General features: G+C 60.0%; 22 protein-coding genes and 1 pseudogene. 13 read left to right on the forward strand and 10 right to left on the reverse strand.

What is annotated here, in order from left to right:
* Positions 1-392: 392 nt before the first annotated feature.
* Positions 393-527: a hypothetical protein gene (locus tag P3T40_RS26450; protein WP_429270660.1), complete on the reverse strand. Its 135-nt coding sequence runs from the start codon at positions 525-527 to the stop codon at positions 393-395.
* Positions 528-1,028: 501 nt separating this feature from the next.
* On the opposite strand from P3T40_RS26450, the gene P3T40_RS26455 reads away from it, so the two are divergent.
* Both P3T40_RS26455 and P3T40_RS26460 read left to right on the forward strand, forming a co-directional pair.
* Entirely contained in the window at positions 1,029-1,637 is a 609-nt protein-coding gene (locus tag P3T40_RS26455; protein WP_429270661.1) for an RNA polymerase factor sigma-70, read from the forward strand.
* Complete coding sequence (locus P3T40_RS26460) at positions 1,618-1,827, forward strand: zf-HC2 domain-containing protein (protein ID WP_429270662.1); 210 nt, start codon at positions 1,618-1,620, stop codon at positions 1,825-1,827. The genes P3T40_RS26455 and P3T40_RS26460 overlap by 20 nt, the downstream gene beginning before the upstream one ends.
* A 32-nt stretch (positions 1,828-1,859) precedes the next feature.
* Here the strand turns inward: P3T40_RS26460 and P3T40_RS26465 are convergent, their stop codons facing one another.
* The 3 genes and pseudogenes from P3T40_RS26465 to arsC all read right to left on the reverse strand — a co-directional run bounded on the left by P3T40_RS26465 (position 1,860) and on the right by arsC (position 4,280).
* Entirely contained in the window at positions 1,860-2,150 is a 291-nt protein-coding gene (locus tag P3T40_RS26465; protein WP_429270663.1) for a DUF1272 domain-containing protein, read from the reverse strand.
* Positions 2,151-2,320: 170 nt separating this feature from the next.
* On the reverse strand, positions 2,321-3,697 hold the full coding sequence (locus P3T40_RS26470; protein ID WP_429270664.1) for a gluconate:H+ symporter: 1,377 nt from the start codon (positions 3,695-3,697) through the stop codon (positions 2,321-2,323).
* A 221-nt stretch (positions 3,698-3,918) separates the two neighbouring features.
* A pseudogene (arsC, locus tag P3T40_RS26475) lies at positions 3,919-4,280 on the reverse strand (arsenate reductase (glutaredoxin)).
* 722 nt (positions 4,281-5,002) lie between these two features.
* Here arsC and parA point away from each other — a divergent pair.
* Both parA and P3T40_RS26485 read left to right on the forward strand, forming a co-directional pair.
* The gene (gene parA, locus P3T40_RS26480; RefSeq protein WP_429270665.1) at positions 5,003-5,665 is read left to right on the forward strand and encodes a ParA family partition ATPase; all 663 of its coding nucleotides are present in this window, start codon (positions 5,003-5,005) and stop codon (positions 5,663-5,665) included.
* A gap of 24 nt (positions 5,666-5,689) precedes the next feature.
* Entirely contained in the window at positions 5,690-6,751 is a 1,062-nt protein-coding gene (locus tag P3T40_RS26485; protein ID WP_429270666.1) for a ParB/RepB/Spo0J family partition protein, read from the forward strand.
* A 69-nt stretch (positions 6,752-6,820) separates the two neighbouring features.
* Here P3T40_RS26485 and P3T40_RS26490 read toward each other — a convergent pair whose 3' ends face one another.
* Positions 6,821-8,170 (reverse strand): replication initiation protein, encoded by a 1,350-nt coding sequence (locus tag P3T40_RS26490; RefSeq protein ID WP_429270667.1) that lies wholly within the window; start codon positions 8,168-8,170, stop codon positions 6,821-6,823.
* A 2,360-nt stretch (positions 8,171-10,530) separates the two neighbouring features.
* Here P3T40_RS26490 and P3T40_RS26495 point away from each other — a divergent pair.
* Positions 10,531-11,736, forward strand: coding sequence for a DNA-binding protein (locus P3T40_RS26495; RefSeq protein WP_429270668.1), 1,206 nt, complete (start codon positions 10,531-10,533; stop codon positions 11,734-11,736).
* Positions 11,737-11,833: 97 nt separating this feature from the next.
* Here P3T40_RS26495 and P3T40_RS26500 read toward each other — a convergent pair whose 3' ends face one another.
* The 3 genes from P3T40_RS26500 to P3T40_RS26510 form a co-directional block, all read right to left on the reverse strand.
* Positions 11,834-12,895 carry a tyrosine-type recombinase/integrase gene (locus P3T40_RS26500; RefSeq protein WP_429270669.1) on the reverse strand — a complete coding sequence of 354 codons (1,062 nt, stop codon included), beginning with the start codon at positions 12,893-12,895 and terminating at the stop codon, positions 11,834-11,836.
* Positions 12,896-12,967: 72 nt separating this feature from the next.
* A complete protein-coding gene (locus P3T40_RS26505) occupies positions 12,968-13,366 on the reverse strand; it encodes a DUF2471 family protein (protein WP_429270670.1) in 399 nt (132 codons plus the stop codon).
* Positions 13,367-13,486: 120 nt separating this feature from the next.
* On the reverse strand, positions 13,487-14,101 hold the full coding sequence (locus P3T40_RS26510; protein WP_429270671.1) for a helix-turn-helix domain-containing protein: 615 nt from the start codon (positions 14,099-14,101) through the stop codon (positions 13,487-13,489).
* A gap of 152 nt (positions 14,102-14,253) precedes the next feature.
* Between P3T40_RS26510 and P3T40_RS26515 the strand changes: the two genes are divergently transcribed.
* Positions 14,254-15,453, forward strand: a complete 1,200-nt coding sequence (locus tag P3T40_RS26515) for a glycine C-acetyltransferase (protein ID WP_429270672.1) — start codon at positions 14,254-14,256, stop codon at positions 15,451-15,453.
* A gap of 15 nt (positions 15,454-15,468) precedes the next feature.
* Positions 15,469-16,497, forward strand: a complete 1,029-nt coding sequence (tdh, locus tag P3T40_RS26520; RefSeq protein WP_429270673.1) for an L-threonine 3-dehydrogenase — start codon at positions 15,469-15,471, stop codon at positions 16,495-16,497.
* A 114-nt stretch (positions 16,498-16,611) separates the two neighbouring features.
* Here the strand turns inward: tdh and P3T40_RS26525 are convergent, their stop codons facing one another.
* The gene (locus tag P3T40_RS26525) at positions 16,612-17,262 is read right to left on the reverse strand and encodes a YceI family protein (protein WP_429270674.1); all 651 of its coding nucleotides are present in this window, start codon (positions 17,260-17,262) and stop codon (positions 16,612-16,614) included.
* Positions 17,263-17,443: 181 nt separating this feature from the next.
* On the opposite strand from P3T40_RS26525, the gene P3T40_RS26530 reads away from it, so the two are divergent.
* The 3 genes from P3T40_RS26530 (at position 17,444) to P3T40_RS26540 (ending at position 19,368) form a co-directional block, all read left to right on the forward strand.
* The gene (locus P3T40_RS26530) at positions 17,444-18,088 is read left to right on the forward strand and encodes a TetR/AcrR family transcriptional regulator (RefSeq protein ID WP_429270675.1); all 645 of its coding nucleotides are present in this window, start codon (positions 17,444-17,446) and stop codon (positions 18,086-18,088) included.
* A 15-nt stretch (positions 18,089-18,103) separates the two neighbouring features.
* On the forward strand, positions 18,104-18,583 hold the full coding sequence (locus tag P3T40_RS26535) for a DUF1348 family protein (protein ID WP_429270676.1): 480 nt from the start codon (positions 18,104-18,106) through the stop codon (positions 18,581-18,583).
* Positions 18,584-18,849: 266 nt separating this feature from the next.
* On the forward strand, positions 18,850-19,368 hold the full coding sequence (locus P3T40_RS26540) for a hypothetical protein (RefSeq protein ID WP_429270677.1): 519 nt from the start codon (positions 18,850-18,852) through the stop codon (positions 19,366-19,368).
* A 151-nt stretch (positions 19,369-19,519) separates the two neighbouring features.
* Here the strand turns inward: P3T40_RS26540 and P3T40_RS26545 are convergent, their stop codons facing one another.
* Positions 19,520-20,476: an alpha/beta fold hydrolase gene (locus P3T40_RS26545; RefSeq protein ID WP_429270678.1), complete on the reverse strand. Its 957-nt coding sequence runs from the start codon at positions 20,474-20,476 to the stop codon at positions 19,520-19,522.
* Between the two features lie 221 nt (positions 20,477-20,697).
* On the opposite strand from P3T40_RS26545, the gene P3T40_RS26550 reads away from it, so the two are divergent.
* The 3 genes from P3T40_RS26550 to P3T40_RS26560 all read left to right on the forward strand — a co-directional run bounded on the left by P3T40_RS26550 (position 20,698) and on the right by P3T40_RS26560 (position 23,324).
* Positions 20,698-21,195 carry a universal stress protein gene (locus P3T40_RS26550; protein WP_429270679.1) on the forward strand — a complete coding sequence of 166 codons (498 nt, stop codon included), beginning with the start codon at positions 20,698-20,700 and terminating at the stop codon, positions 21,193-21,195.
* A gap of 348 nt (positions 21,196-21,543) precedes the next feature.
* Entirely contained in the window at positions 21,544-23,001 is a 1,458-nt protein-coding gene (locus P3T40_RS26555) for an amino acid permease (protein WP_429270680.1), read from the forward strand.
* Between the two features lie 173 nt (positions 23,002-23,174).
* On the forward strand, positions 23,175-23,324 hold the full coding sequence (locus P3T40_RS26560; RefSeq protein WP_429270681.1) for a hypothetical protein: 150 nt from the start codon (positions 23,175-23,177) through the stop codon (positions 23,322-23,324).
* The last annotated feature ends 36 nt before the right edge of the window (positions 23,325-23,360 follow it).

The raw sequence follows: 23,360 nt of genomic DNA on the forward strand, positions 1-23,360 counted from the left end.
CACTACATTTTCCGCGGCAGGCGGACCTGCGACGGGCGCAGGGGGTGTCGATACGCGGGCACGACGGTCGCATCCATGAGACGGGACTGGCGGCCACGCGAAGTGACATGAAAGAAAGGATCCTGATCGATCCGGGGAGCGCAATAAGGCGAAGACTTGGGCGGGTCGGCGCAAGCGCGCGAGAGATCTACAAGCGGCTGGCTTACTGTAGCACGTATGCGGCCTGCCGGACCGAGACATTTGAAGGTGGCGGCCTGCGGAGAAAGCGCGGGCGGCGGCGAAACGCAGATTGTTATGTCAGGAAAGCAGATATTCTGCTTTCCTGAGTAAAAAATGGGCGCCTCACGGGCGCCCATTTTTAAGCAGATTCTTTTAAGCAGATTCGTCAGGCGTTACTGACCGAAGAACACGTTGCAATACGAAGCCGGTCCATTGCATTTGGCCGGAGCGGTCGCGGCATCAGCCACGCTCGAGACAGCGGCAAACAGGGCGACGGAGGCGATCAGGACGGAAATGATGCGTTTCATGGTGATACTCCTCAACTCAGCGTAGGTTTCGCGATCAGAGACGATCGATTCGGTGGTTGAAGAATATCGATGAAGCTCCTCCTTAAAAACGGTGAAGTTGATAAGAGATTCTCTTTGTAAATGCAATAATCGCTTTTTCGGGATGGGCCGACGAGGCAGTCCACATCCGCGGGAGGCTTGCTGAACAAGGCGGAGCGACTATCGCCGTCGAGCGGTACTTGCAAATGTCGCAATGATTAATTTCGATCGCCGCGACTGTCATAAATTCGTCCGTCAAACGACTTATCCCTGTCGAAGTCACCGATGGTGGGCGCAGCCATGTTGAATTCCAGTTCACTCCGGCAGGAGCGTGCGAGAGAATGGACGCGAGACCCACCTCGAGCGCCCAGAAAAACATCCACTCATGAAGACCATCGATCTTGCACAACGCGCGGGCAGACACGTCACGCCGGCTGGGACGTCGGCTGCGTCAAGGCTGGGCGCGTCGCGCCGGAGGCTCGCATGACACAAACGGCCGGCCCCGCGTTCGACGACCCGATCTATCTGATGCAATTGCGGCGCGACCTGTTGCGCTTTGCGCGACTGCAACTGCGCGATGCGGCCGCTGCCGAAGACGCAGTGCAGGAGGCCCTCGCCGCTGCATGGTCGCAAGCTGACCGGTTCGCCGGGCAATCGGAACACAAGACCTGGGTGTTCGGCATCCTGCGGCACAAGCTCGTCGATACCTTGCGCGCCCGCAAACGTACCGTGAACCTGTCGGAGCTGGACTCCGAACTCGAGGGCGAAGCGCTGCTCGACCGCGAGCTCTTCAAGGACAACGGCCACTGGTCCAGCGAGGCAAAACCGCGCCCTTGGCCGACACCAGAGACTGCGCTGCGCCAGCAGCAGTTCTGGCAGCTCTTCGAGATGTGTCTTGACCACCTGCCCGAACATATCGGCCGCGTGTTCATGATGCGCGAGTTCCTCGACCTGGAAATGGACGAGATCTGCACGGAGTTGCAGATGACCGCGAATCACTGCAGCGTCCTGATCTATCGCGCGCGACTCAGGCTGCGCACGTGCCTGACCGAGAAGGGCCTAACGAGAGAGGATGCGAATGGGGAAGTGTAAGAACATCACGCGTCTACTATCGGACGCGCTTGATCGGCCGTTATCGGCCGGCGAGTGGATTGCCGTCGGTCTGCATCTGCCGACCTGCAGCGGTTGCCGCAATTACCGCAAGCACATCGGTTTGCTGCGGGCGGCATCGCGTGAAGTCAGCGGCCTCGACGGCTCCAGCGAGGTCCGCTCGGAAGAGTGAGATGCATGGCGGGGTGCCGATAGCGCAACGGACTAGCGCTCGTTAGGCGGGGTCATGCGATACCGGTCAAGATAGGCCGCATGGGCCGGTTCGTCGACGTGCGACGCACGCCTCTCCGTGCTGGCGGGATGTTTCGCCAGCATCGCGCGTGGGCGGATCGGCCGGTGCTGGAAGTTGCCGCCGCAATTCGGACACACATTGGAGAGTGCGCTCAACGCGCAGGCCTCGCAAAAGGTGCATTCGTAGCTGCAGATCATTGCGTCAGGGGCATTCGGTGGCAATGGCTTGCCGCATCGTTCGCAGGACGGCCTCAGTTCGAGCATTGGACACTCGTTCGCATCAAGAAAAGAAAAAGGCGCGTTTCATGGCGCCTTCCGATACGAAGCAGTCTAGGCCGGCGCCAGGCGGACGATATGCCAATCGGGCATCAATCGCTGCCAGTAGGAGTCGGACAGAGGCGGGACGCCGGCGCGGCGTCAGCGAGGCAGCCACCTTAGGTCAGGACGCTCCACATCACGAGCGTGAGCGCGAGACCGACCACCGACACGATCGTCTGCAGGATCGACCACACGAACACCGTCTGCTTCAGTTTCAGGCCGAAATACTCGCGCACCATCCAGAAACCCGCGTCGTTCACGTGGCAGAAAAACACCGAGCCCGCGCCGATTGCCAGCGCCATCAGTGAATCGTGCGTGGGACTCAGGCCGATGACGACCGGGGCAACAATGCCGGCCGTCGTCGTCGTCGCGACGGTAGCCGAGCCGGTGGCCTGACGCAACGCGACGGCGATCAGCCACGCAAGCAGAATCAGCGGCATATGGGCGCCCACCGCGATCTTGCCGACCGTCGTGCTGATGCCGGCAACCACCAGCGCCTGCTTGAGCCCTCCGCCCGCGCCAATGGTCAGCAGCAGCGCGGCGATGGGCGGCAGACTCTTGCGCAGGATGCCGCCGACCCGATCGCGCGGCATGCCACGCGACCAGCCGAGCGCCACGATCGCAAACAGAACCGTGAGCCCGAGGGCGACCAAGGGCTCACCGAGGAAGTTGAGCGCGTTAAAAAGAAAGGTTTCCGGCTGGAGCAGCAGTTTGGCGACGGTGCGGCCCAACATCAGAATCACGGGCAACAGAATCGTGATCAGCGAGATGGCAAAACTGGGAGGCTCGGCAGCGTCCTGCTGGGCCGTGAACAGTTTGCCCATTTCCTCCGGCTCGGTCACGTTCATACGCTTCGACAGCCAGATACCGTAGACCGGACCGGCCAGAATCACCGCCGGAATCGCGACGATCAGCCCGAGCAGCAGAGTCAGGCCAAGATCTGCGTGCAATGCGCTGACGGCGATCAGCGGACCTGGGTGAGGCGGCAACAGCGCGTGCAGCGTCGTCATGCCGGCTAGCGCGGGAATCGCGATAAGCAGGATCGGTTGTTTGGAGCGGCGCGCCATGATGAAGATGATCGGCACCATCATCACGAGCCCGACCTCGAAGAACAGCGGCAAACCGACGATGATCGCGACCAGCGCCATCATCCAGGGCAACACCCGCGGCGTGGAATGTTTGAGGATCGTCGATACAAGCCGGTCCGCGGCGCCAGATTCCGCCATCAGCGCACCCAGCATCGCGCCCAACGCGATGATGATCCCCACGTCACCTAACAGTGCGCCCGCGCCCTTGCTGAATGCGCTGGCCACCGCTTCGAGCGGCAAGCCCGCAGTGAAACCTGCGGCGAACGTGCCGACCAGAATCGACAGGAACGGCGCGAGTTTCAGCGCGCTGATGAACACGATGATCAGGGCGAGGCCGAGCACGCACGAAAGGACCAGTTGGGTGTCGTGGGGCGACCACGGCGCGAGTGTTGTCGGTAGATGCACGATGTCCCTTTTGTTGATTGATGCGGCCGCGGCTATGCGCGGCTGACGGCGATTGTAGCGGGCCTCGGGGTGGGGCGTGGCGAGGCCGGGTGGAGCTTTTTGGTGCTCGTGTTTGAGGACGCGGGGTCCGGTGTGCGGCGACGTTGTTGTTGCGACGACAAGCGCTTTTGTTGTGCTGTGCTTCGGTGGGCTGGCCGGTCAGTTCAATACAAGCGGTGCATTCAGTCGAATAGCGCTTTGATATTCTCGGGTGGCCGTCCGATGACCGCCCGCCCATTGCGTACGACGATCGGGCGTTGCATCAAGATGGGGTGTTTCTCGATCGCTTCGTATAACTGAGCGTCAGAGAGTTCGGCATCGTCCAGGCCCAGTTCTTTATACATAGCCTCTGTGTCACGCACCATCTCGCGGACAGGACAATCCAGCATTGCATTTAACGCCGTCAACTGCGCAACCGAAAGAGGTTGCTTCAAGTATTCGACGATTTCGACGGGCTCGTTCGCGACGTTGAAGGTGTCAGCGATTAACTCGCACGCACCACGCGACTTGGAACAGCGGGGGTTGTGTGATAGATCGTGATCATGGCGGCGTTCTGCGCGGAAGCGGTGGGTATAGGGAGGGGTGATTTTAGCGTTCAACCCCAGGATGCATGAAGGTGCAGAGGCGACGAGGGAGGAGACGGTTTCGTTCTGGCTGGGCGTTGGGGGACGTCCTGACAAGCAGGCGAGTTTGAACCGGTGAGCTGACCGATGGAATTCCCGTGATGGCGGAAGCCTAGGCGGATTGAGCGGGCGAGTCCGCACGCATCCGCGCGGACCCTCGGCGTCGGGGCAAGGTTTATGCGCATAAAGTTCACGCCCCGCGCGTCTCGAAGTGATGCCTAGTGATCGCTCCTGCTAACGGGGATCCGTTGCGTGCAATCCGAAGCGCCGCGTTCGCGGTCCAGAGGGGGCCGTTTGTAGCGCAGCCTCCGCAGCGCCCACCTCGCCGTGCCAAACGGCAGGAACCACCACCCACGTAGGGATAAACACATCGCGGCCACAGCGAGATGCCACAGCTTGGCCCGCTTCTACTACGAGCGGCACTGGCCTCGCACTCGTAGCCGTAGCCGTAGCCGTAGCCGTAGCCGTAGCCCATTCAATTATTCATGCGCACCCTCGGAGACCACCGTCCCGACCGACACCCCTCTTTATGCGCATAAACCTCTACCAAATGGCTAATACGTCTCGCGCTTTCGACAAAAGACATTGAAATACAAATTCATCAAGGTAAAATCCATCAGCGTCTAAAAAGAGGAGGTGAAGATTGGCAGCAGAAATCATCGCGGTAACTCAACAGAAGGGCGGGGTCGGGAAGAGCACCATCGCGATGCACCTCGGCGCTGCGTTTCATGAGAAAGGTAAGCGCGTCCTTGTCGTCGACGCCGACGGGCAAAACACCCTGGTTCACTGGACCAGCGCATCGTCGGATAGCGAAAATGGGATTCCCTTTCCAGTGGTCAACCTCTCCGAGTTCGGTGGCCAGATCCATCGTGAGATCAAGAAGTTCGTGGGGGATTACGACATCATCGTCGTGGACTGCCCGCCCTCCATCACCGAGAAAGTCTCTGGCGTGGTCCTGCTTGCCGCAACCGTGGCCATCATTCCGACCTCCTCATCGCCGGCCGATTACTGGTCGAGCGTGGGGCTGGTCAAACTGATCCAGCAAGCCCAGGCGATGAATGAAGACCTGCGCGCGGTGTTCCTCCTCAACAAGACGGAAGAGAAGCGGATGCTGACCCGCGAACTGAAGCGCGCGCTGGAAGAACTGGGGTTTCCGCTGCTCAAAACCCAGATCCCCACCCGCGAAGCCTATAAGCAGGCCATGGCCCTAGGGCAGACCGTGCTGCAAATGAATGACCGCGGCGCCAAACTCGCCGCCGCCGAAGTACGGGCGTTCGCTGACGAAATCGCCGCCCTGCTCCCCTGAATTTATGCGCATAAAGGACACTGAATGAAACCCTCCCAATTTGCCAAAGGCTTTCAAGCACGTCCGGACACGACAAGCAGCGAAAAGCGAACCGCCCTCGACCGCCTCAACGCCATCGATGGCTTGGTACAGAATGCACCGAAGGCAAACGACATCGCAGCCCGCTCCAGTCAGCCGGTTTCCGCCCCCATCGTTGCCGAAGCCGACACAGCGGAAGCGCTGCATGAATCTGCCGCATACCACGCGTGGCGTGTCGAACATGGCTACCGGCCTGGACAGGTGATTGAGCTCGCGCTGAAGGCGATCAAGCCCAGCCCGTTCAACCCTCGTCACTTCTATCTGAAGTCATCGATCGCAGAGCTCGCGGTCAATCTGGCGAAGCAGGGACAGCAGCAGGCGATCCATGTGATCCCTGATTACGACAATCCCGGCACGTACTTCGTGAGCGACGGCGGTCGCCGCGTGCGCGCACTGAAGGAAGCCAATAAAGAGTCGGTGAAGGCGATCGTCATTGACCTGCCGATCGGCCTCCAGAGCTACAAGCTCGGCTACGACCTTAACGTACAGCGCGACTCGCAGACGGTGTTCGACAACGCGGTCGTATGGAAGCGCTTTCTGGACGAGAAGTACTTTCAGAGCCAGAAGGAACTGGCCGAGCATCTTGGGCTCGACGAATCGACGGTCGCGGTTGCCTTGTCGATTGCCAAGTTGCCCGAGGTGGTCATGCAGGAGATGGTCGCGAGAACGGATCGCTTCGGCTCGAACATGGCCTATCAGGTTGGCCGGTATCACGCCGCCCGCGGATCCGACTCCACATTACGGCTGATCAACAAGATTCTGTCGGACGATCTAAGCACGCGCCAGGTTGCCGACATCGTGAAGGGTCGGGCAAGTGCGCAGGAGAGCACCAAGCCTGCGGGACGGCAACGCTATGCGCAGCGTCTCGAGATCAAACTGGATGGTGTGGCGGTTGGCGATCTGAAGTCGTACGGAGATGACCGCATCGAACTGCGGCTGAAGGGTTTGTCGAAGGAAAAGCGCGATGACATCCTGAGGCAGATCGAGCAGATGTTGCAGCAGAAGTGACACGTGAGTGCGGCGCCAGGAATGGCGCGCCGCACTCATACGAACAAGCGGGTAATAAAAGCAGCTTCGTCAGGCCGCGCGGGATTGGCTCAAAGTGAAAGCGAGCAGGTCCCCGTCGGTCGGCTCACCCCACGTCTTGCGAGCCAGCCAGTCGAAGAACGCTGTCTCTGTGATCTTCGATTCCAGGCCGCGGCGGCGCCAATCATCGCGCATGTGCGTCCCCAAGCCCGGCAACTCGTCTTCTTCAAACGATTGACGCGCCACTTCGCGCTCAGACTCACCTTGCTCGTCATAGAGCGCACGCGCCTCCTTGCGGCGATAGGCCGAGTATTCGCCGAGCAGGCGCGCCTTGAGGTCGTCCGCCGGCGCCGCAACGGCCGCCTTGCCACCGCTGCCTGATGCCAGCGACTCAACCGGCGGCGCATAACCCTTCTTCAATGCATCCTTGAACAGCGCCGGCGCACTGCGCACCGGCGGAAGCGACGTGCTCCGCATACGCTGTTCCGTCATCTGCAGTGCTGCGCGAATCCGGTTTTCCTCGCTATCCGCGTAAAGCGTTTGCGCTTCTTTGAGCGGGATGCCGATCTTGACCATGCGGTCGACGAGCGTGCTGTCGAATACGTTGGGGTGCTCATCGAGCGCCAGCATCGGCTGCTTGCGCTCCGTCACGCGGAACTGGATTTCGGCGACGCGGCGACCTTCGCGATGCTCGATCAACTCGACAAAGATATTGGTAACCGCGTTGACCTCAGCAATAGCCGGGCGCAAGTAGTCACGCTTAAAGTACTTGTACTCGCGCTTTGCCTCGTCACCCGCTTCCGTGTCAGGCGTGCCGGAAAGAATCGGCCGCCACCATTCCCACGACTCGCGCATCGTGAGGTGACTCGGATTGGTCAGATAGCGCACGCAGATTTCGTACAGCGCCAATCCCGCGCTGCTGCGCAACTGGCTCTGGAACTGCAAGCTCAGACGCGCGTACTGAACCGGGTCGAGCAGCTTCTTCTTGATCTTGGGAGCAAACGAGAATTCGACCCACACGCGCCGCGTGGTCGGGTCTTCGAGAATTTCCGCGTCGGCGATCAGCGTCGAGATGCCCCACTTGCGGCCGGGCTTCTGGCTAGAGGTGCCGGTACTCCATTCGACCTGCACCGACACCATCCGCCGGAGGTGTTCCTTGACGAGCGCGGTGTCGTTCGAATCGAAGGCCGAGTTGGCCACAATATCCGAAAGTAGTGCGCGGTACGTATCGCCGGACTCGTCGGCCTGCTGGGCGACCGCAAGCAGAACGTTGAACAGCTTTCGGGTGAGAAGGGTGATCTTGCCGCTCTTGGGCTGAATGGCGATCGCCTCAACGGCTTTGCGCAATTCGGCGGAGCTAGGGCTCACCACATCAGTCTTCTTCGCGCGCTTCGTGGCCATGCGTCGGGTCGAGGAGGGATTTGGCGAGAGCATACCGACTGTGGTGAAGCGCGTCTATAGCGGGCCTCTCACCATTCCCGGTGAAGTGAGTTTACGGACCGCGACTCACCTCGGTTCACTCCCGAAAATGCTCACCTCAAGCGTTTCACGCCAGGTTGCGGGCGTCGTTGCTCGTCGCGGGATAGGCAAAAATGGACCATTCCTGGGTAAGTCATGAAAGGGAGGCCTTGGCTCCCGTATCGACTCACCGTAAAAATTTTCGCAAATTCGTGACTTGATTCGCACTCCTGGGTGGTCGATACGCACGAGGCGCTCAGAAACATCGGAGCAAGCAAAGTCATTTGCATCCATGCTAAGGAATAACCCTGGAACCAGGCACTGGTAAGGGTTTGCCGGAGATCCGCTCGTCGTCGCGCACGCCTCTCTCCCGCGCGAAACTCGCCCCGGACGCACTTAGCGGATACCGCGACGGCCGTATCACCGACGGGCATCCTTTAGATGACCTGCGAGCCATGGTGAGGCGCTCCAATGCGCACAAACGCACCGCTCGCATGACGTCATCTGGGGTGGCCAACCTGGATCGCATTCGCCCCATGGTGAGGCGCAGCAGCTGGCATAAGCGCACCGCTCGCATGTTGCCGCCTTATAGGCCGACCGGGATCACCGTCGGCACAATTGTGCAAACACCGCCACTCCGACACCCTTTGGACAGCTCGGCAGCACGACCCCTATGTGCTCACCGACCCAGCCCGACCGAAAAGGCACCTGACCATCACCGACGGACCTGCGCCATGAATGGTGTCGACACGCCAATAACGCAGCGGCGATCGGCTGGGCTGTGCCGGAGCGGAGCGGCATTTTTCGCGGCATCGCAGCAAGCGCAGCACGAGGCAAGCAGCGTATTACGCCCTCCAACTCTCACGAGCAACGCTCAACAACCACGACCACCCGGCACCCGCCCCCAATCGCCCCCGAAAACTCTCACCTTTGCTTCGGCTGAACCCGCGAAAATACGAGCTCCGGGTCAAACCTCATCCGAATACAACCCCAAAACGCTCCCGCAAAGCCTCACCTTTGACTGAAACTGGCCCGCTCTTGCGCACTCGCAGCACGACCGTGGCCAGCTCCCGAAAAGCCTCACCTATCCGTCTAAACACGGAAATCAACAATAACTTCATACACTTAGCGCAAACACATCGAGTACCTCTTGAAATAATAAGGTCCCGAAAAGCCTCACCTTGGCAATCCCATCCGAGCATCGCTCATCAGATCGCCTCTATCACGAGAGTGTCCCGAAAAATCTCACCATTAGCGATTCAGCGCCTTCAAATTGAGTTTCACCAATCAAGCTCAGTGGGGCATTTCCCGTAAGTAACCGCAAACTTCCTCCCGAAAAACCTCACCTGAAGGGGTTTCTCGCATCCAAATGACTCCCGAAAACGCTCACCTCAGCCGCCAACGGTGCGGTTTTCGACGGCGCAAAAACGCCCCTTTGCAACCTCCCGAATAATCTCACCTTTGCACCGCCGTGCCTTTTTCTTGCTCCAATAAACCCAGCCGCAGGCCGGAAAGCCCCTTGGCGCTCCCGAAAAACCTCACCTCAGGGCTCGCGTGCCCAAAATTCGAGCATAAATGCGGCCGGCTCCCCGAAAAGCCTCACCTTCAGTCCGCTTTTTCTCCCGCGTTGCCTCACCGAAGGCTTTTCGGGGACCGAATTTGCCCCGAAAAGAGGGTTTAAAATCTCTCCCGAAAGCGCTCACCCCACCGATCTGGTGACTTCCAGGTACTTTTTACGTCCAGCCGGGCTAAGCGGCCCACCAAGTCCCGCAAAACCTCACCTTTCGCTAATCGGTATTTTGTAAGCAGCTCCTGAACCCGCTCACTCACTGTCCCGCAGCCCCTCACCACGGCCCCCGAACCCCATCACTCGACCATCCCGCAAGCCCTCACCAGGACTCCCGTAAAGCTTCACCTGACCTCGCTGAAACCCTTGCCTGGTAAGGATCTGCCGTGGCGTTAACGTTTTTAACAAGGGTTCAAGGGTGTTTACTTTTATTACTCTCAAGAATTTCCACCCCGTGCGTCCTTCGGACAGATCCAGACCCAAAACCCCGCTGACATTCCGCTTCGTGAAACAGTGGTGACACGTCGCGAAAATCTAGAAAACCCTTTATTTCCATAGGCTTATTGACTATTCTTCGTTTTGTTTCACGGAAAAACCACGCTAGGCCACCGCGAAGTCGCCTGCGGCGACTAAATCAGACGCCCTCCCGCGAGAAACTCACCTGTCCCTATCTACCTGTAGCAAACATTACGTAATTTGTTATGATTTCTCGAATTCCGGCAACGACGAGGTGCAAATGAGTCTGGACGAAGAACGCCAAGCCATTCGGCAGGAACTGGAATCGATGCGTGAAAACGGTGTGCGCCGGCAGGAGTTGTCGCTACACGCCTGCAAGCGCCTTTTTTTTGATCTCGGTATTCGCCCATCAATGGCCGCGGTGCGAGATCTGACCCAAACCGGTAGCGCGAGCGATATTCCTAAAGATATCGATACCTTCTGGGAGCGAATCCGCAGCGCATCACGTGTGCGAGTCGGTGCCGGGACTATCCCCAAAGTGCTCGAAGACCGGGCAGGTGAATTACTCGGGGCATTGTTTGAGGAAGCCATCGCACATGCGCGTTCTACCCTCAAGGGCGAGCGTGAAGGAATCCAGGCACAGATATCCGCCGCAGAACGCGAAACAAGAGAGGCCGAGATTCGCCGGCAGGCGTCCGAAGAAGCGATTCGTCGAAGTGACGCGAGAGCGGATGCCGCATGGGAGCGGGTTCGCGCGCTTGAAGCGGAACTGACCGCGGCCAACACCCACGGCAGTGTTCACCAGGACAGTTTGCAATCCAGCGTCCGCCGTCTTGACGCGGAAAATGAAACGCTTCGCAAACGCCTCGAAGCCGAGCAATCCACCAATGCCGCGTTGCGCGATCGGATTGACGCGTTACATATTGAATTGCGTCAAAGCACCGAGCACTATGCGCAACAAATCAAGGACGCCGTGGCTGACGCCGAACGGCGCGTCAAACCGATGCTGGTCGAGCTCGACTCGCTACGCACCATGGCGGCCACCTACCAGTCCGGAGTGCGCGACGCCAGTCGCAAGGAATTCGAGTTCATCCAGCAAATCGCTGCGGCAAAGGCCCGAGGCGACCGTCTGGACTCGCAACTGCGCGAACAATCGGACGAGCTCGACGCGCTGACGAAAGAAATTGCGACGCTGCGCGCCCAGCAGGACGTGGATCCAGTCGTCGCGAGTCTGTTGTCTGCGCTCGCGAACTCCGGTCGCTTGAGCTCAGACGAGATGGCAACAATCGGCACGGTCGCGGACGGTCACGTCGCGCTGCCGTTGCGTTGTCCAAAATGTGAAGAAGGTGAACCCGAACTGTCCGAGGTCGATCACCGCTACGAACTTCAATGCCCGGAGTGCGAGCATTCATCGGGGCCTGGTCACTCGCGGCTTGAGGCCGTGAGCCGGTTTTTGGCGCTGAAACCGGTGGCTTCGCCTGCATAGTGGGACGCGCCAAGCCGTCCAAAACGAAGAAAGTCGCTTAAAGGTGAGGTAATTCGGGACCAGAAAGGTGAGCCTTTCCGGGGCGATTTCCACACTCTTATTCAGTGGAAGGCCCGCCGCGCGCTGCTGTCCGACCAGGCGGATCGTCAGGATCGGGCGCGTCACTGGTGGGATTTTTCTGCTGATCCGACCATGTTCTCCATGCTCGATGGAGTCGATTAGCGGAAACGGGTTGCATGAAGCCAAGCCATTGCCCGACCAGCTCTGGCGTGACACCCGTCTCGAACAGGTCGGCGGCAAACGTATTGCGCAGCGTTTGCGGACTGGCTCGTGACTCGCGCGACTCTGCGAAGCCTGCGGCTTCGATCAACGCGTCGACCGAACGCAGCATGGTTGCCTTGTGCATCGGCCGTCCAGAGGGCGACGCGGGAAATACGAGATTTCCGGCAAGTTCGGAGAGGCGCCGTTCGGCGAGCCATGCATCCAGCGCCGCGACAGCGAATGGCGATAGCCGGGTGCGCCGAGTCATCAGCGGGTTCGGTGACTCGATCATGACCCAAGGTGAGCCCACCGTCACGCAACTAACCGTTAGTGTTCGAGCCTCGCCGGTTTTCAATCCCCCGCCGAGAAACACCGCAATTAATGCTCGATCGCGGCGTTCTCTCCAACGCTGTGCAGTAGAGAGTTCTGTGACGGGCGAAAACAGATGCGCTATCAGCAACGCGCGCTCATGGCTGGTGAGGAAACCCGTGGGCTCGTTGTCACGTGCATTGCGCCAGGCCGCCTCGCCGTCCTGGGCGATAAACCGTGCGGGGTTGGTCGAGGCGAGTTCGATCTCGCGGACATGATCGAGAACACGTTCGATCAGTCTTAAATAGCGGACTCGTTGCGGTTTACGGATCGAGAGTCCAGCAACAAAATCGGCGATCGTGCGGGTATCGACCGTAATAAGGTTTGCATGCCGAACTTTCAGCCAATCGAGAAACAGCCCCCATTGTGCCTGGTACACCTCGGCGGAAGACTTGCGAAACTGTTGCTTCGCGAGCCATGCATCAAAGGCGATACTCGGATCGCGACGCCAGTCTTCGCGCTCTTGATCGAATAGATCAGTAGTAGGGATGTCTCCGCCGGCGGAGCCGGGCGAGTGGGGAGGGACCATAGTCTGGTTTACCGTTAGTTGCGTCTCATTGTAGGTCAGACGCTACCCATTCGGTAGCAGATATGTTCGTGGTTACCCTCCCCAAGCCCGCGCACGCCTGGGCAGGCTTTGCCGCGGCGGCGCCTGCATCGCATTGCGATGCGCTTCCTCATACACGGAGACGGCAAACGCGAACACCGCTGGCAGCGCGTTTGACGCGCCAAAATCCACCGGCTCATCGGTCTCCGGATACGGTAGTGCTGAAGGGCGCTGAAACAGGCCGAGCATCAGCGCGTCGTGGCGGCTGGCGAATCCGAGGTCGGCGAGGGCTTCCGCCTCGATGGCGTGCAGAAGCCGCCAGGTTAATGGAACTTGCTGCACGATATAGCGCGCCGCAATGCTGTGGACGATGTGTTCGAGATCGCGCGCCGCGGTCTGGAAGCGCAGCGCAGCCAAGCCGTGGTCGGCGTGGTTGGTTGTCAGTTCGTTCATTTCGGCTCCGGTCAATCTGCGTATACTGTACAAACATACAGTACTCAGCGCAACTCGGCCGACTGGCTAATCCACTTCTTTACCTGTCTCGCATATTTCCACTGACGGTGCGTTCAGAACTCAGCCGTGGATCACCACGAGTAGTGCCTTGGCCTCGCTCTTGCCGGCGTTGCGGATCGCGTGCGGCTCATCGGCCACATAGCGCGCGGTGTCGGCCGCTTTCAGGCGCTTGGTTGTGCCGGCCGCCTCGATTTCGATCGAGCCGTGCAGCACCGTCAAATGTTCGCGCGTGCCCGGTTCGTGCGCATTGGACACCAGCGCGCCGCCCGGCTGCAGCGTCAGCTCGTACCACTCGAACTTCCCTGCCAACTCGATCGGCCCCCATACCCGCAACTGATATTTGGCGTCGTGTCCGCTCAGCGTCGGAATTTCGTGCGGCCCGGACACGGCGATCGCCTCCGGTGCCTTTTGCTGCGCGAACAGCGAATCGAGACTGACACCCAGTGCATTGGTCAGCCGCCACGCCACCGCGATAGTCGGATTGGCCTTATCGCGCTCGATTTCCGACAGCATCGACTTCGATACCCCCGCCGCGCGCGACAGGTCGTCGAGCGTCATGCGGCGTTCGCTGCGCAGCCGCTGGATCTGTTCGCCCACCCGCGGTGGCGCTGCAACGGTTTGAGCTAGAGTGGGTGCAGCGCTGGCTGCTGCGCGCCGGGTGCCCGAACTTGCCATTTTCTGACCTATCGTTTAGAGTTGTTCGATATACCGAAATTAAGTTCGGAAAATCGAAATTGTTCGGTAAAACTGATATCCGACTATAGCAGGCCGCCACAGCGCCGAACATCGCGGCCGCGCGGCCTACCGCCCATTCAGGAGTCTGACGTATGCGTGAACCCTACCTCGCCCATCTGCGCAGCACGCTCGAGCAGATCCGCGCCGACGGCTTTTACAAGACTGAGCGCGTGATCGCGAGCCCGCAATCGGCCGACGTGCGGCTTGCAAACGGCACGGACGTACTGAACTTCTGCGCCAACAATTATCTGGGCCTCGCCGATGACGCGCGCCTGATCGAAGCCGCCAAAGACGGGCTCGATCGCGATGGCTTCGGCATGGCGTCAGTGCGCTTTATCTGCGGCACGCAGACGGTACACAAGGAACTGGAGCAGGCGCTGTCCGCGTTTCTGCAAACAGATGACTGCATTCTCTACTCGAGCTGTTTCGATGCGAACGGCGGCCTGTTCGAAACGCTGCTCGACGAATCCGATGCGATCATCAGCGACGAACTGAATCACGCCAGCATCATCGACGGCGTGCGGCTGTCGAAGGCGAAGCGCTTTCGCTACAAGAACAACGACCTCGCGGATCTCGAAGCCAAGCTGAAAGAAGCGGATGCCGCCGGCGCACGCTTCAAGCTGATTGCCACTGACGGCGTGTTTTCGATGGACGGCATCATCGCCGACCTCGCCGGCATCTGCGATCTGGCCGATCGCTACGGCGCATTGGTGATGGTCGACGATTCGCATGCGGTCGGTTTTATCGGCGAACACGGGCGCGGCACGCCGGAGCGTTGCGGCGTCCTCTCGCGCGTCGACATCATTACCGGCACGCTCGGCAAGGCGCTGGGTGGCGCATCGGGCGGCTATGTGGCGGCGCGCAAAGAAATCGTCGATTTGCTGCGGCAACGCTCGCGCCCCTATCTGTTCTCGAACACGCTGACGCCGAGCATTGCTGCGGCGTCGCTGAAGGTGCTGGAATTGCTCGCGAGCGCCGAAGGTGCAGCACTGCGCGAACGCGTGCGAGCCAACGGCGCGCATTTCCGCAGCAAGATGAGCGCGCTCGGCTTCACGCTGGTGCCGGGTGAACACCCGATCATCCCGGTGATGCTCGGCGACGCGCAACTCGCTTCGCGCATGGCCGACGAACTGTTGAAGGAAGGCGTCTACGTCATCGGCTTCTCGTTCCCGGTGGTGCCCAAGGGGCGCGCGCGCATTCGTACGCAGATGAGCGCGGCGCATACGCCTGAACAGATCGATCGCGCAGTGGACGCATTCGCACGCGTGGGCCGCTCGCTCGGCATCATCTAAGACCTGGAGGCGCACATGAAAGCACTCGCAAAACTCGAACGCGCACCGGGCCTGACGCTGACGGACGTCCCGAAGCCCGAAGTCGGCCACAACGACGTGATGATCCGCATCAAGCGCACGGCCATCTGCGGTACCGACATCCACATTTGGAAGTGGGACGACTGGGCGCAAAAGACGATCCCTGTGCCGATGCACGTGGGTCACGAATACGTCGGTGAGATCGTCGAAATGGGCCAGGAAGTCCGCGGCTTTGCCATTGGCGACCGCGTTTCCGGCGAAGGACACATCACCTGCGGTTTCTGCCGCAACTGTCGCGCCGGGCGTCGGCATCTGTGCCGCAATACCGTGGGCGTAGGCGTGAATCGTGAAGGCGCGTTCGCCGAGTATCTGGTGATTCCCGCCTTCAATGCCTTCAAGATTCCGCCGGAAATCTCCGACGACCTCGCGGCGATCTTCGACCCGTTCGGCAACGCGACGCACACGGCGCTGTCGTTCAACCTGGTTGGCGAAGATGTACTGATTACCGGGGCTGGGCCTATCGGCATCATGGCGGTGGCGATCGCGAAACACGTCGGCGCACGCAATGTCGTGATCACCGACGTCAACGATTACCGGCTCGAACTCGCGCGTAAGATGGGTGCGACACGCGCGGTGAATGTTTCGCGCGAATCGCTACGCGATGTGATGGCCGATCTGCACATGACGGAAGGTTTCGACGTTGGCCTGGAAATGTCCGGCGTGCCGAGCGCGTTCACCAGCATGCTCGAAGCGATGAACCACGGCGGCAAGGTCGCGCTGCTTGGCATTCCGCCCGCGCAGACCGCAATCGACTGGAACCAGGTGATCTTCAAGGGTCTGGAAATCAAAGGCATCTACGGCCGCGAGATGTTCGAGACGTGGTACAAGATGGTTGCAATGCTGCAAAGCGGGCTGGACCTGTCGCCGATCCTCACGCATCACTTCCCTGTCGACGATTACCAACGTGCGTTTGCCACGATGCTCTCGGGCGAAAGCGGCAAAGTGATCCTCGACTGGACCGCCTGACATTGTATGGAGCGGCCGGAAGCGCATAGGCCACCAAAGCCTAACGCTTCCGGACTTTCAAGCCTTCACACGTTCACGCAAGACATGCGGCCACGCGCTCACGTGCGCCGCGGGTTACGCGCCCGCGGCCGGCCGGACGAATTCCGCCTGAATCCGCACGTGAACGTCGTCGCCCACAGCGGGATACCACGTCGCCAGCCCAAACTTCGCCCGACTGAAGCTCCCCTCCGCCGAAAAGCCGAGCGTGTCCTGCTTGGTGAGCGGGTCCGGGCCGAAGCCGTTGAACACCACATCGAGCGTCACCGGTTGCGTCGCGCCGTGGATCGTCAGATTGCCGGTGAGCTTGCCGCGTGCATCGCCGGTCCGCTCAAAACTGGTGCTGACGAAGCGGATCTGCGGATACTGCGTCACGTCGAGCACGCTGTCGCTTTTGACCTGCTTGTCGAGTAGCGGCACGTTGGTGTCGAGGCTGGCAGCGTCGATGTTCGCCACCACCGAACTTTTGTCGAGGCCGCCCGCGTTCCAGTCAAGCTGAGCGGTGGCGTGGTCGAAACGCATCGTGAAGCGCGAATATTTCAGGTGTTCGACGTCGAACGTGATGCTCCAGTGATGCGGATCGAGCGTGTACTGCCCCGCGGGTACGCTGGCTTCAGTCTGTGTGACCGTGTGCGTGACGACCTGTAGCGGCGTACATGCGGCGGCTGCAGCGACCACCGCAATCGACAACCCGCGCACTACGGCTGCGCGAACAGCGTACTTCTTCATCGTTTCGCTCCCTGATTTCGCCCGCGCCAGAATAACGCAAGCCGGTGCCCACCCGAGGCATTCGTCTGGTGATACGCCGAGGCACTCATCGTGTACTTTCACGTTAACGCCGTGGGCGCCCAAAAATTCCCGCGGCCAAATTTTTCTTGACGAAGGAGAATGATCGTTCTACCCTTAGCCCATGACTATTTCTCCCGAACCTCTGACCCCAAACAGCGCGCGCGAACGTCTGCTCGAAGCCGCCGAAGCGCTGATTTACGCCGGTGGTATCCATGCAACCGGGGTAGACGCGATCGTCAAGCAATCCGGAACGGCCCGCAAAAGTTTTTATACGCACTTCGAATCGAAGGACGCGTTGGTCGCCGCGGCGCTTGAGCGTCGTGATGAACGGTGGATGAACTGGTTCACCGAAAATACGCTGCGCCACGGCAAGAGTGCGCGTACCCACCTGCTCGGCATGTTCGACGTGTTGCGCGAGTGGTTTTCATCAAAAGATTTCCACGGCTGTGCGTTTCTCAATGCGTCCGGCGAGATCGCCGCGCCGGATGATCCGATTCGTGTCGTCGCTCGCGAGCACAAGGAGCGCCTGCTGGCGTTCGTGCGCGAGCAGTGCAATGAGCACATGACCGAAACCGGCGCCGACAGCCGGCGCGCGGCGCGCCTCGCGCGTCAGTGGTTGATCCTGATTGACGGCGCAATCGGTGTGGCGCTGGTCAGCGGCGAACCCGATGTAGCACTGGATGCGCGCGCCGCCGCCGAGCAACTGCTGAATGTTGAAGCGACACATACTCACACTCACCCGCCCTCGAGGCGTTCCCCGACCTGACCTTTGGAGCAAACCATGGCTGACCCTATCGAAACCCGTCCCCCCGTGCCGCCCTTCACGCGCGAAACTGCCATCCAGAAAGTGCGTGGCGCAGAAGACGGTTGGAACACGCGAGACCCGGAGCGGGTCTCGCTCGCCTACACGCCGCAGAGTGTGTGGCGCAATCGCGCGGAGTTCGTGACGGGCCGCGCCGAGATCGTCGGGCTACTGCGCCGCAAGTGGGCGAAGGAGCTTGACTACCGCTTGATCAAGGAGCTGTGGGCGTTCACGGACAATCGGATCGCGGTGCGCTTCGTCTACGAATGGCACGACGATTCGGGCAACTGGTTCCGCTCGTACGGCAATGAAAACTGGGAGTTCGACGAGCATGGCCTGATGGCGCATCGTCACGCGAGCATTAACGACCTCGCGATCCGCGAAGCAGACCGTCTCTATCATTGGCCGCTGGGCCGCCGTCCGGATGATCACCCGGGCCTCTCGGATCTCGGGCTATAGCGGGGTTGAACATTTGCGGCGCACTAACTGAACACCGCAACGGCTGCGCAAGCCTCACCGATGCGTGAGCGCTCGTTGCGCAGTCACCGATCTGCCACTGCTTTTCCGTTATTGTGCTGGCTGGGCGCGCGCAGGGCGCGTGCCCGCGTCTTCGAGGGCTGCCTCAACATGGACTTTCCGTGTTGAGGTACAGTGCCCGACGGACGACATACCGAATATAACCAGCACATTCATGACACCGGCGCTCGACCGGTGACGGAGAAGATATGCATTTGCGGCCAACCCTCAATCGATTCGGACGCTTACTCGTCGCCCTGACCGCCGGTTTCGCGGTGGCGTCTACCGCACATGCGGCGGACTGGTGCGGCGGCGGCGTATGGGCCGACGCGATGCTGGGTTCCTACCATATCGATCCCGATCCCGGCACCCACTTTAATGAGTTCAATCCGGGCCTCGGCGTTGAGTGCTGGTTCAATGGCCAATGGGGCGCGACTGTGGGTGGCTTTCGCAACTCGCTGCGCCGTCCTTCGTACTATGGTGGTGGCCTGTGGGCGCCGGAATTTGCGCACTTTGGGTTTGTGCGTATCGCGGCGATCGCGGGCATCATCTCCGGGTATAACTACGGCAATTGGGGTCTCGGCCGGAACCACACCGTTGGGCCGGTGGCGGCGCCGATCGTGATGTTCGACTATAAGCGTGTGGGTGCGAACCTGATCTTCATTCCGCCAATTCCTTCCGACAATCTGCCGTTCACGATCGGATTTCAGGTCAAGGTGAAGTTCTGAGGCGGCTGTCGCGCAACAATAAAGTTGCGACTTAAACATGTGCCATTTCACCGGTTCGAAGTTTTGCAGACAGGTGAGCACTTTCAGGATGGTGAGGACTTCCAGGAGACCACATCATAGAGGTGAGCAATGCCTCAGGAATTGCAGCACCTCAGCGACGCGCAAATGAATCGATCGCGCGCGCCACCGCGACCGGGTATTGATACATCATTGCGTGTCCCGCGTGCTTAACCAGCAGAAGCTGGGCATGGGGTAATAAGCGCGTGAGCGCTGTGGCGTTCTCTTTGGCGACGACCGCATCGTCGGTGCCTGACAACACCAGCGTATCGATACGCACCAAGCGCAGTGCGTCCGCGGCTCTATCGTCCGTTTCCCACGCTTTCAGCGAGGCGGATTGACCATCCGTCACCACGCTGGAAATGGCGGGCGACTGGTAGCCGGACGGCTTGAACATATCCTTGGCGAAACATCGTTCGGCATCCTTCACACTCGATGCCGGGAACAGAACGGCCATGATGTCGTTGAACGTGACGCCGGGCTTGCCCGTCAGTTTCGCCATGATGTCTCCGGGCACCGGGACGCCGGTTCGGCCGGGCGCCAAAGCGCTCATCAACACCATCTTGCCGATCGCCTGAGGCGTGTCGATCGCGAGTTGCTGCACGATCGAGCCGCCCATTGACCATCCGACCACCGTCGGGTGCTTCAACTCCAGCGTGTCGATCAATGCGGCAGTATCGCGTGCCATGTCGTCGATCGTGAAGCTAGACGCGTTGGGCATCGAACGCCCGATGCCGCGGTTGTCGAAGACGATGACGTCATGATGTTTAGCGAGTTCCGCGAGGAACCCTGCGTCCCATTCGGACATCGTCGCGCGATAGCCGGTCACGAGCAGAAGCGGGCTGCCGTGACCGAACCGGTAGTAGGCAAGCGGGCCGCGAGAAGTGTCCGCGATCTGTTCGCGATGGTCTGCATAGATCGACGAGGTAGCGGGCGGCGCCAGGCACGCCGCTTCATGGGGATAGCTCGCGGTTCGCGCGTGAGCGGCGATCGATAGTGCGGCACACGCCAATGCAATCGCGAGTGCCGTGGATCTCAGTGGCTTATTCATGTGGACGCTCCTTGCATCGGTGATAGTCGACGTAACGCGTCAAGTGTATCGATCTACTATGAGCGTCGAATGAGGAAAAAGCCGTCAGGCGCGCGCTGCATCGAGCGGCGCAGCTGGATCGCGCGACGCCGTTTCTAGCCCTTCCGGCCGCGCTCATTCGGCGCTAAGTTTCGCAGCCGATCATGCAGTCAACAAACAACTGACTGATGGAGGCACCCTAAATGGTCAAGCACGTACTGGTTGCGGTTGGATCGGATCTGAGCGAAGGGACGTTGTCGGCGGGCATCTCCCGGGCGCGTGAAAATGGCGCGCGGCTTACCTTGTTGCACGTAGTGGATTCAATGCCGTGGTGGGCGCTGGCGGGCGAGCATGGCTGCGCGGAGCTGCTCGCCGCGGTCGACCAGCAGGCGCACGCAGTCGAACAGCACTGCAAGGATGCCATCGAACGGGCCGCGCTCGACACGGCCGCACAAACCGTCATGTTGCCGCTGAAATCCATGAGTATCGGCCGCGCAATCGCCAATGCGGCGAACGAACTCGACGCCGATCTTATCGTGGTCGGTGCCGGAGAGGAATCGAGCTGGTGCTTCTGGAAGCAGCGGACCAGCGACGCCGTTGCGCGTTGCACAAGCCGTGCAGTGTTGATCGCGACGACGTCGGAGCATGCGAGGCAAGAGCGCACCGATCAACATCGGACGATGCATGCTCACGCCGGTTGATGACGATGATGAAGCTCAGATGGACCACTATTCTGATTGCGGTGTGAGCTGTTCATCTTCTCAAGGTTAAATCCTGGAAGTCCTCACCTTGAAACGGGGGCGTTGCTTTCTGATACGCCAGCAGAAGCAACCCCAAGTCAATCGATCCCACGCGTCGGATAAACCCTCGGTCATGGGCCGGGATGTCATATATTCACTTTACTTTCAATTCAGACTACACTGAATTCGACGTTTCCTTCCACCTTATCCCTGCCAGTCTTCGGTAACAGTTGCTTTTGTCGTGCTCCGCGAGCCGAAGCAAGCCGAGTCGGTTCGTGCCCAAACACTATTTGAACGGGACGACTCATCATGGCTGATACGAGTTACATGGCACGGAAATCCGTCGCCGATATCGTGGGAAGTGCGGATGCGGAAGGACACTCGCTATCGAAAGCGCTCGGCGCCACCAGCATCACAGCAATGGGAATCGGCGCAATCATCGGCGCCGGCATCTTTGTTCTGACCGGCACCGCCGCAGCGCAGTTCGCCGGCCCCAGTATCATCCTGTCCTTCGTACTTGGTGGTATCGCCTGCGCGTTCGTCGGCCTGTGCTACTCGGAACTGGCGGCCATGCTGCCCGTATGCGGTAGCAGTTACACCTACACTTATGCCACGCTGGGCGAAATATTCGCGTGGATCATCGGCTGGGACCTGATCCTCGAATACGCGATGGGTGCCGCGACCGTTGCGGTTGGCTGGTCCGGATATATCGTGAGCTTGCTGCATAACGCGGGAATCAATATCCCGCCCGCTTTCGCCGCCGCGCCGGGCACCGTCATCAAGCTTGCCGACGGCACGGCCGTGACGGGCATCATCAATCTGCCGGCGATACTGATCATCGCAATCCTCACCACCCTGCTCGTGCTTGGTACAAAGGAGTCTGCACGACTCAACAACATCATGGTGGCGGTCAAGCTGGTCGTGGTAGTGGCCTTCATCGCGCTCGGCGTATTTTTCATCAAGCCGGCGAACTGGCATCCGTTTATCCCGCCGAATACGGGTGAGTTCGGCAACTTCGGCATGAGCGGCATTTTGCGTGGCTCGGCCGTGGTGTTCTTCGCGTTCATCGGTTTCGATGCGGTGTCCACCGCCGCACAGGAAGCGAAAAAGCCGCAACGGGATATGCCGATCGGCATTCTGGGGTCACTGGTCATCTGCACTATCTTGTACATCCTTGTGGCAGGTGTCCTGACCGGACTTGTACCTTACGGGGAGCTGAATGTTCCGGATCCGATCGCAAAAGGCGTAGACGCCATCGGACTTACCTGGTTCTCCGTGCTGATCAAGATCGGTGCGTTGACCGGGCTGACCACTGTGATTCTCGTGCTGCTGTATGGACAGAGCCGCATCTTCTTCACGATGTCGCAGGACGGCTTGCTGCCGCCGCTATTCGCACGAGTCCATCCGCGTCTTCAGACGCCGCACCTCAGCCAGATCATGATCGGCACAATCGTCGCGATCGTGGCGGCGCTTACGCCGATCAGTGTGCTCGGAGAAATGGTTAGCATCGGCACGCTGTTCGCATTCATCCTTGTGTGCGGCGCCGTGATCTATCTGCGGCGTAGCGACTCCGATGCGTCCCGCCCTTTCCGGGTTCCTGGCGTACCGATCGTGCCGGTTCTGGGGATCTTGTTCTGCCTGCTGCTGATGGCGGGACTGCCGCTCGTCACATGGGTGCGGCTCGTCGTGTGGCTCATAATCGGGCTGGTCATCTATGTTTCGTACGGCCGGAATCATTCGAAGCTGCGTTTTCCCGAACGCCAGTGAGAAGCGCGTGGCGCTGATTCGGCGCTATCGCAATATTTCTCACATACCGATGAACAATGCTCGTTTGGCGCACCAGTTCCATCTGCCTATGCTGGTAGATGTGAACTGAGTCGCCACGGGCGGTATGGTTTTCGTTTTCTCGTGGCGACTCCCAGACTATGTGGAGTTTTCTCATGGATATGACTTTGCTTGAGATTCCGGCTGTAGTGATTGTTTTGAGCGTTGTCGGCTTCGTGGTGGCCAGGGCGTTCGCCTCGTCGCGGACCGATGGCATCGATGTTTTTATGAAGCGCGGCATGCCGGATGGCCGTGAGAGAAATTAGAAGGGAGTCTGGTGTCGCGCGGCCATAGCTCGCAAA

The organism is Paraburkholderia sp. EB58 (assembly GCF_050436665.1).
Lineage (GTDB): Bacteria > Pseudomonadota > Gammaproteobacteria > Burkholderiales > Burkholderiaceae > Paraburkholderia.

Coding starts and splice junctions, on each gene's coding strand:
- P3T40_RS26450 (WP_429270660.1), bottom strand. CDS start 527: ATGAAACGCATCATTTCCGTCCTGATCGCCTCCGTCGCCCTGTTTGCC.
- P3T40_RS26455 (WP_429270661.1), top strand. CDS start 1,029: ATGACACAAACGGCCGGCCCCGCGTTCGACGACCCGATCTATCTGATG.
- P3T40_RS26460 (WP_429270662.1), top strand. CDS start 1,618: ATGCGAATGGGGAAGTGTAAGAACATCACGCGTCTACTATCGGACGCG.
- P3T40_RS26465 (WP_429270663.1), bottom strand. CDS start 2,150: ATGCTCGAACTGAGGCCGTCCTGCGAACGATGCGGCAAGCCATTGCCA.
- P3T40_RS26485 (WP_429270666.1), top strand. CDS start 5,690: ATGAAACCCTCCCAATTTGCCAAAGGCTTTCAAGCACGTCCGGACACG.
- P3T40_RS26490 (WP_429270667.1), bottom strand. CDS start 8,170: ATGGCCACGAAGCGCGCGAAGAAGACTGATGTGGTGAGCCCTAGCTCC.
- P3T40_RS26495 (WP_429270668.1), top strand. CDS start 10,531: ATGAGTCTGGACGAAGAACGCCAAGCCATTCGGCAGGAACTGGAATCG.
- P3T40_RS26500 (WP_429270669.1), bottom strand. CDS start 12,895: ATGGTCCCTCCCCACTCGCCCGGCTCCGCCGGCGGAGACATCCCTACT.
- P3T40_RS26505 (WP_429270670.1), bottom strand. CDS start 13,366: ATGAACGAACTGACAACCAACCACGCCGACCACGGCTTGGCTGCGCTG.
- P3T40_RS26510 (WP_429270671.1), bottom strand. CDS start 14,101: ATGGCAAGTTCGGGCACCCGGCGCGCAGCAGCCAGCGCTGCACCCACT.
- P3T40_RS26515 (WP_429270672.1), top strand. CDS start 14,254: ATGCGTGAACCCTACCTCGCCCATCTGCGCAGCACGCTCGAGCAGATC.
- tdh (WP_429270673.1), top strand. CDS start 15,469: ATGAAAGCACTCGCAAAACTCGAACGCGCACCGGGCCTGACGCTGACG.
- P3T40_RS26525 (WP_429270674.1), bottom strand. CDS start 17,262: ATGAAGAAGTACGCTGTTCGCGCAGCCGTAGTGCGCGGGTTGTCGATT.
- P3T40_RS26530 (WP_429270675.1), top strand. CDS start 17,444: ATGACTATTTCTCCCGAACCTCTGACCCCAAACAGCGCGCGCGAACGT.
- P3T40_RS26535 (WP_429270676.1), top strand. CDS start 18,104: ATGGCTGACCCTATCGAAACCCGTCCCCCCGTGCCGCCCTTCACGCGC.
- P3T40_RS26540 (WP_429270677.1), top strand. CDS start 18,850: ATGCATTTGCGGCCAACCCTCAATCGATTCGGACGCTTACTCGTCGCC.
- P3T40_RS26545 (WP_429270678.1), bottom strand. CDS start 20,476: ATGAATAAGCCACTGAGATCCACGGCACTCGCGATTGCATTGGCGTGT.
- P3T40_RS26550 (WP_429270679.1), top strand. CDS start 20,698: ATGGTCAAGCACGTACTGGTTGCGGTTGGATCGGATCTGAGCGAAGGG.
- P3T40_RS26555 (WP_429270680.1), top strand. CDS start 21,544: ATGGCTGATACGAGTTACATGGCACGGAAATCCGTCGCCGATATCGTG.
- P3T40_RS26560 (WP_429270681.1), top strand. CDS start 23,175: ATGGATATGACTTTGCTTGAGATTCCGGCTGTAGTGATTGTTTTGAGC.